This is a genomic window from Mesorhizobium sp. B4-1-3, assembly GCF_006439355.1.
In the GTDB taxonomy this organism is placed as follows: domain Bacteria; phylum Pseudomonadota; class Alphaproteobacteria; order Rhizobiales; family Rhizobiaceae; genus Mesorhizobium.
The window spans coordinates 1-7,274 of the sequence record NZ_VFTG01000052.1 but is presented as its reverse complement, the minus strand read 5'-3'; the positions used below and the strand labels follow the sequence as shown (position 1 = coordinate 7,274).

3 protein-coding genes are annotated in these 7,274 nt (G+C 63.8%); 2 read left to right on the top strand and 1 reads right to left on the bottom strand.

Annotated elements, in window-relative coordinates; all coding sequences use genetic code 11:
- Positions 1-327: 327 nt before the first annotated feature.
- Entirely contained in the window at positions 328-2,340 is a 2,013-nt protein-coding gene (locus FJW06_RS29880) for an acetyl/propionyl/methylcrotonyl-CoA carboxylase subunit alpha (RefSeq protein WP_140757263.1), read from the top strand.
- Positions 2,341-2,460: 120 nt separating this feature from the next.
- Positions 2,461-5,988 carry a DNA polymerase III subunit alpha gene (gene dnaE / locus FJW06_RS29875; RefSeq protein WP_140757261.1) on the top strand — a complete coding sequence of 1,176 codons (3,528 nt, stop codon included), beginning with the start codon at positions 2,461-2,463 and terminating at the stop codon, positions 5,986-5,988.
- A 122-nt stretch (positions 5,989-6,110) separates the two neighbouring features.
- On the opposite strand, the gene FJW06_RS29870 is transcribed toward dnaE, so the two are convergent.
- Positions 6,111-6,998, bottom strand: coding sequence for a DMT family transporter (locus FJW06_RS29870; RefSeq protein WP_140757259.1), 888 nt, complete (start codon positions 6,996-6,998; stop codon positions 6,111-6,113).
- Between the last annotated feature and the right edge of the window lie 276 nt (positions 6,999-7,274).

Here is a 7,274-nt window from a genome sequence, read left to right as displayed (position 1 = left end):
CGCGGGCCTTCGAGGTCCACCTCCATGATCTCCAGCGGCTTTCCGGCACCAACAGCTACGGCGGCACGCGTTTTCATGAGGCACTCCTCCCAAGCGGTCTGTAAGTTTTGGCTAACGGCAAGCTGTTCGTGGCGAATGCCAGCCTGCCATTCTTTAGTGTTGGGGTAACATTAGCGAGTTCCGCGCTGGCGGCCAACGTCTCTTGCGACGTTTTTCGGCGCGGCTTCCGCAATCCGTACCCGGCCGGAAAAGCCAATCCGAGGACACTTGAGGCGCGCCGGAATTGTCCATAGAACTGGACCGCTTCGCCGGAGGAAAGACATCCGAATGTTCAAGAAGATCCTGATCGCCAATCGCGGCGAGATCGCCTGCCGCGTGATCAAGACGGCGCGCAAGATGGGCATTGCCACCGTCGCGGTCTATTCGGATGCCGACCGCGACGCCGTCCACGTCGAAATGGCCGACGAAGCGGTGCATATCGGGTCTTCGCCGGCGGCGCAGAGCTATCTGCTGCCCGAGAAGATCATCGCCGCCTGCAAAGAAACCGGCGCGGAAGCCGTGCATCCGGGCTATGGCTTCCTGTCCGAGCGTGCCACCTTCTGCGAGGCGTTGGAGAAGGAAGGCATCGTCTTCATCGGGCCGAAGCCCAAGGCCATCAAGGCGATGGGCGACAAGATCGAATCGAAGAAGTTCGCCAGCGAGGCCAAGGTCTCGACCGTGCCCGGCTGGCTCGGCGTCATCGAAGACGCCGACCATGCCGAACGCATCGCCGGCGAGATCGGTTATCCGGTCATGATCAAGGCTTCGGCCGGTGGCGGCGGCAAGGGCATGCGCATCGCCTGGAGCAAGTCGGAGGTGCGCGACGGTTTCGAGCGAGCGCGCTCGGAAGCGAAAAGCTCCTTCGGTGACGACCGCGTGTTCATCGAGAAGTTCGTTGTCGATCCGCGCCATATCGAGATTCAGGTGCTGGCCGACGCGCATGGCACGGCGCTCTATCTTGGCGAGCGCGAATGTTCCATTCAGCGCCGCAACCAGAAAGTGGTCGAGGAGGCGCCGTCGCCATTCCTCGACGCCAAGACCAGGAAGGCGATGGGCGAGCAGGCGGTGGCGCTGGCGAAAGCCGTCGACTACCAGAGCGCCGGCACCGTCGAGTTCATCGTCGATAAGGACAAGAACTTCTATTTCCTCGAAATGAACACGCGATTGCAGGTGGAGCACCCGGTGACGGAGCTCGTCACCGGCATCGATCTGGTCGAGCAGATGATCCGCGTCGCCGCCGGCGAGAAGCTCGGGATCAAGCAAAGCGACGTGAAGCTGAACGGCTGGGCGGTGGAGAGCCGCCTCTATGCCGAGGATCCGTTCCGCAACTTCCTGCCGTCGATTGGCCGGCTGACCCGTTACCGGCCGCCGGAAGAGGGCACCTTCGGCGACATCGTCATCCGCAACGACACCGGCGTCACCGAAGGCTCGGAAATTTCGATGTTCTACGACCCGATGGTGGCCAAGCTCTGCACCTGGGCGCCGACGAGGCTTGAAGCGATCGACGCGATGTCGGAGGCGCTGGACAGGTTCGTCGTCGATGGCATCGAGCACAACATCCCGTTCCTTTCGGCGCTTATGCAGCATCCGCGCTGGCGCGAGGGGCGGCTATCGACCGGCTTCATCGCCGAGGAATATCCGGACGGTTTTTCACCGGTCGCGCCGGATGGCGAGGAGAGGGCGGTGTTCGCCGCCGTCGCGACGGCGATCGAACTTTTGCGCCGCGACCGGCTCGACCGCCTGAGCGGCAGGCTGGCGCCGCATTCCGGCCATCTCAAGCGGGACTGGGTGGTAAAGATCGACGCTGGCTATCTTCCGGTCGAGATCGTCGATGGCATGATCTCCATCCCGATGGAAGTCGATCTGTCGATCGACGGCGGCAAGCCGTTGACGGTCGCCTCCGACTGGCGGCCAGGTGACGCGATCTGGCAAGGCACGGTCGGCGGCAACAGCATCGCAGCCCAGATCCGCCCCGCGCTGAACGGGCTGCGGATTGCATGGAAAGGCATGTCGGTGACCGCGCGCGCCATGCTGCCGCGCACGGCTGAGCTTGAAAGGCTGATGCCGGAGAAACTGCCGCCGGACACCTCGAAGATGCTGCTCTGCCCGATGCCGGGCCTCGTCGTCTCGATCGCGGTGGCCGAGGGCCAGGAGGTCAAGGCCGGCGAGACGCTGGCCGTGGTCGAGGCCATGAAGATGGAAAACGTGCTGCGCGCCGAACGCGACCTCACGATAGCCAAGCTCAACGCCAAGCCGGGGGACAGCCTCGCGGTCGATGCCGTGATCATGGAGTTCGCCTGAGAAGAGGCGGTACCGGGTCGCAAGCCTGTGCCTGTGGGTCTTTTGTGCTGGACTGGCATGGTCCCGTCCGGGACAATACATTCGCATGGATTTTGAGTCTTTGGGGCAGCGCGAAAAAACATGGCGGATGAACGACTTCCACGCGACCCGTTGCAGCGCGAAGCAGCCGTGAAGGCCGCGCGGCCGGAAGCGCCGACGCGGACCTTCATCCATCTGCGCGTGCATTCGGCCTATTCGCTGCTCGAAGGCGCGCTTCAGCTCGGCGCCATCGTCGGCCATGCGGTCAAGGACGAGGCGCCGGCGATCGCGGTCACCGACACCAACAATTTGTTCGGCGCGCTCGAATTCGCCCAGAAGGCGGTCAAGGACGGTATCCAGCCGATCATCGGCTGCCAGGTCGATCTCGCCTTTTCCGGCGAGGCGAGCGACGGCCAGCGCGACCGCCGCCGCACCGGGCCGGAGATGTCGCCGGTCGTGCTGATCGCCGCCAGCGAGGACGGCTACCGCAATTTGGTCAGGCTGATCAGCAAGGTTTATCTGGAGACGCCGCCCGGCGAGCCGGTGCACCTCGCCAGCGCCACGCTGGAGGGCCGGAGCGATGGGCTGATCTGTTTGACCGGCGGCCCGCGCGGTCCGATCGGCAGCGCGCTCAAGGCCGACCGGCGCGACCTCGCCGAACAACGGCTGCTGTTCCTCAAGGGGCTGTTCGGCGACAGGCTCTATGTCGAACTGGAGCGGGTCGCCGGCTACGACCGGATGGTCGAAAAGTCGACGGTCGACCTGGCCTACACGCACCACCTGCCGCTGGTCGCCACCAACGAGGCGTTCTTCTCCAAGCGCGAGGATTACGAGGCGCATGACGCGCTGATTGCGATTGCCGAAGGCTCGGTGGTCGCCGCGGACGATCGCCGGCGGCTTTCACCGGACAATTTCCTGCGCAGTCAGGCCGATATGGCGCGGCTTTTCTCCGATCTGCCGGAAGCGATCGACAACACGGTCGAGATCGCGATGCGCTGTTCCTATTATCCCAAGAATCGCAGCCCCATCCTGCCGCGCTTCACCGGCGCCGACGCAGCCGACAAGGACGCGGCCGAAAAGGCCGAGGCGGCAGAGCTTGCCCGCCAGGCGCGCGAGGGTCTGGAGAAGCGGCTTGCCGCGCACGGGCCGACGCCCGGCTACACGGTCGAGCAATATCGCGAACGGCTCGAATTCGAGCTCGGCATCATCGAGAGGATGAAGTTTCCCGGCTACTTCCTGATCGTTGCCGACTTCATCAAATGGGCCAAGTCGCAAGGCATTCCCGTCGGGCCGGGGCGCGGTTCGGGCGCCGGCTCGCTGGTCGCCTATTCGACCACCATCACCGATATCGACCCGCTGCGTTTCTCGCTGCTGTTCGAGCGCTTCCTCAACCCGGACCGCGTGTCGATGCCGGACTTCGACATCGACTTCTGTCAGGACCGGCGCGAGGAGGTCATCCGCTACGTCCAGCAGAAATACGGGCGCGACCAGGTCGGGCAGATCATCACCTTCGGTACGCTACAGGCGCGCGCCGTGCTGCGCGACGTCGGCCGTGTGCTGCAGATGCCTTACGGCCAGGTCGACAAGCTCTCCAAGATGGTGCCGCAGAACCCAGCCAATCCGGTCAAGCTGGCAGACGCCATCGCCAATGAGCCGCGCTTCGCCGAGGAGGCGGAGAAGGAGCCGATCGTCCAGACGCTGCTCGACACGGCGCAGAAGCTCGAAGGCCTCTACCGCCACGCCTCGACGCATGCCGCCGGTATCGTCATAGGCGACCGCCCGCTATCCGAGCTGGTGCCGATGTATCGCGATCCGCGCTCGGACATGCCGGTCACCCAGTTCAACATGAAATATGTCGAGCAGGCCGGGCTGGTGAAATTCGACTTCCTCGGCCTGAAAACGCTAACCGTGCTGGAAACGGCAGTGAAGCTGATCCGGCGGCGCGGCGTCGACATCGATCTCGCCACGATACCGCTCGACGATCCCGAAACCTACGCCATGCTGTCGCGCGGTGAGGTTGTCGGCGTGTTCCAGGTTGAAAGTGCCGGCATGCGCAAGGCGCTGATCGGCATGCGGCCGGACTGTATCGAGGACATCATCGCGCTGGTGGCGCTCTACCGCCCCGGCCCGATGGAAAACATCCCGACCTACAACGCCAGAAAGCATGGCGAGGAGGAGATGGCCTCGATCCATCCCAAGATCGACCATCTGGTAAAGGAGACGCAAGGCGTCATCGTCTACCAGGAACAGGTCATGCAGATCGCGCAGGAGCTGTCCGGCTATTCGCTCGGCGAAGCCGATCTGCTGCGCCGCGCCATGGGCAAGAAGATTCGCGCCGAGATGGACAAGCAGCGCGAGCGCTTCGTCTCCGGCGCGGTCGAGCGGGGCGTCTCCAAGCCGCAGGCCGACTTCATCTTCGACCTGTTGGCCAAGTTCGCCGACTACGGCTTCAACAAGTCGCACGCCGCGGCCTACGCGGTCGTCTCCTATCAGACCGCCTATCTCAAGGCGCATTACCCGGTTGAGTTCCTGGCCGCGTCGATGACGCTCGACATGAGCAACACCGACAAGCTGGCCGATTTCCGCCAGGATGCCATGCGCCTCGGCATCGAGGTGGTGGCGCCGTCGGTGATGACCAGCTTCCGCCCCTTCGAAGTGGGCGAGAACAAGATCTTCTATTCGCTGGCGGCGCTGAAAGGCGTGGGCGACGCGGCGGTCGAACACATCGTCGAGGTGCGCGGCGAGAAGCCGTTCAAGAACCTTGCCGACTTCTGCGAGCGCGTCGATCCGAAGATCGTCGGCAAGCGCGTCTTCGAAAGCCTGATCATGGCCGGCGCGCTGGACTGCTTCGGGCACGACCGCGCCCAGATGATGGCCGGCGTCGAGAGGATGATGGGGCTGGCCTCGCTGGCGCAGCAGAACGCCATTTCCGGCCAGGCCGACATTTTCGGCGCTTCGCTCGGCAGCCAATCGCAAGCGCTCAACCTGCCGGCGACCGACCCGTGGCTTGCCGCGGACCGGCTGCATCGCGAGTTCCAGGTGGTGGGCTTCTATCTCTCCGCGCATCCGCTGGATGAGTACAAGGCCGCACTCCAGAAGATGCGGGTGCAGAACTGGGCCGAGTTTTCCGCGGCGGTCAAGCGCGGCGCCGCCGCAGGGCGGCTCGCCGGCACCGTCACCACCAAGCAGGAGCGCAAGACCCGCACCGGCAACAAGATGGGCGTGGTGCAGTTTTCCGACACGACCGGCCAGTACGAGGCGGTGCTGTTCTCCGAGGGGCTGGCCCAGTATCGCGACATGCTGGAGCCCGGACGCTCGGTGGTGATCACCGTTTCGGCCGAAGACCGGCCGGAGGGCATCAATCTGCGCATCCAGACCGTGCAATCGCTGGAGGATGAGGCGAGCCGCATCCAGAAGGCGCTACGCATCTTCGTACGCGACGCGGCACCCCTCGGCACGCTGGCCAACCAGCTTTCGGTCAAGGGCGAAGGGCAGGTGAGCTTCGTGCTGATCAAGGACGCCGGACAGGGCGAGGTCGAGATCGAACTGCCCAACCGCTACCGCATCTCGCCGCAGGTGGCATCGGCGATGCGCGCGGTGCCTGGCGTGGTCGAGGTCGAGCTGGTTTAGCCTGGAGCAATTCCAGGAGGTGTGAGCGGTTAGGCTCGGCGACTTCGCCGTAGCCTTCCGCCCGGACTGCTTAAAACAAGGAGATAGAGCAGTTCGCCGTTTCCGTGAAACGGTGAAACCCTCTAAGGGGTTGCCGCCTCGGCCTCCGCTACCCGTGGCGTCTTCTTCTGCAGGTTGAGCAGGTTGCCGGCGAGGATCAGGGCCGCGCCGCCGGCGGTGAAGACGTCGATCTGCTCATGATAGAGCAGCCAGCCGACCAGCGCCGTCAGCGGCACGCGCAGGAAATCCATCGGCGAGATGATCGTGGCATCGGCCTGGGTGAGCGCGCGGGCCAGGCAGAAATGCGATGACATGCCAGTGAAGGCGATGACGAAGATCCATGGCCAGAGCCCTGGCGACGGGGTGCGCCAGCTATAGAGAGCCGGGATCAAGCCAACCACCGACTGGATGATCAGCATCCAGAAGATGATGCGCACCACGCTTTCGGTCTTGGTCATCGACTTCACCAGCACCATCGAAATGCCGAAGCAGACCGCGGCGCCGAGCACGACGAGGTGTCCGGGATCCATCGAGCCGGCGCTGGGGCGTACGATGATCACCACGCCGATCAAGCCAAGCACGATGGCCGTCAGTTTTGACCGGGACAGTCTTTCCCCCAGAAAACTGACCGCGAGAAGCGCCGTCCAGATCGGCGTCGTGAACTCGATCGAGATCAGCACGGCGAGCGGAATGAGCGTCAGCGCATAGAGCCACGCGGCCTGGCCGGTGTAGTGGATGACGTTCCGGGCGATGTGAACGAAAGGGCGCCCGGTGCGCATTGCGGCAAAACCGCCGTTCATCACCACCAGCGGCAAAAGGATGAAGAAACCGATCACCGAGCGCAGTTCCAGCACCTGGAATACGTTGAGCTCGGCCGTCGTCTCGCGGCCGGCAACCGACATCGCCAGCATCGAGGCGATTGACAGAGCCATCCAGAATGCGGCTTTTGGGATCGAGGGAGCGGTCGCCATTTGGGCGCCTATGTCGCAAGCCTGGACCCGGGCCGCAATCGTTAGTGGCGTCATTCCACTGGGCCAGCCAACAGGAATGTCAAAAAACCGTCATGGCGGCGGCGGAACCTTGCGGCCGCAGCGCCCGTTAAGTCCACGCTTCCAGCCTTCCTTCGGAAGGTGCTGGCCGAAACCGGTGTCATAATTTTCCTGGAATTGTTCTAGGCTGTAGTGACAATTTAATCATTTGAGCCAGAGCATGATGGCAGCAAGCTTGACGAAGCCGAGGAAGTTGGC

What these genes read in the sequence shown, in the direction of transcription:
- FJW06_RS29880 (WP_140757263.1), top strand. Translation starts at nt 328, where the DNA reads ATGTTCAAGAAGATCCTGATCGCCAATCGCGGCGAGATCGCCTGCCGC.
- dnaE (WP_140757261.1), top strand. Translation starts at nt 2,461, where the DNA reads ATGGCGGATGAACGACTTCCACGCGACCCGTTGCAGCGCGAAGCAGCC.
- FJW06_RS29870 (WP_140757259.1), bottom strand. Translation starts at nt 6,998, where the DNA reads ATGGCGACCGCTCCCTCGATCCCAAAAGCCGCATTCTGGATGGCTCTG.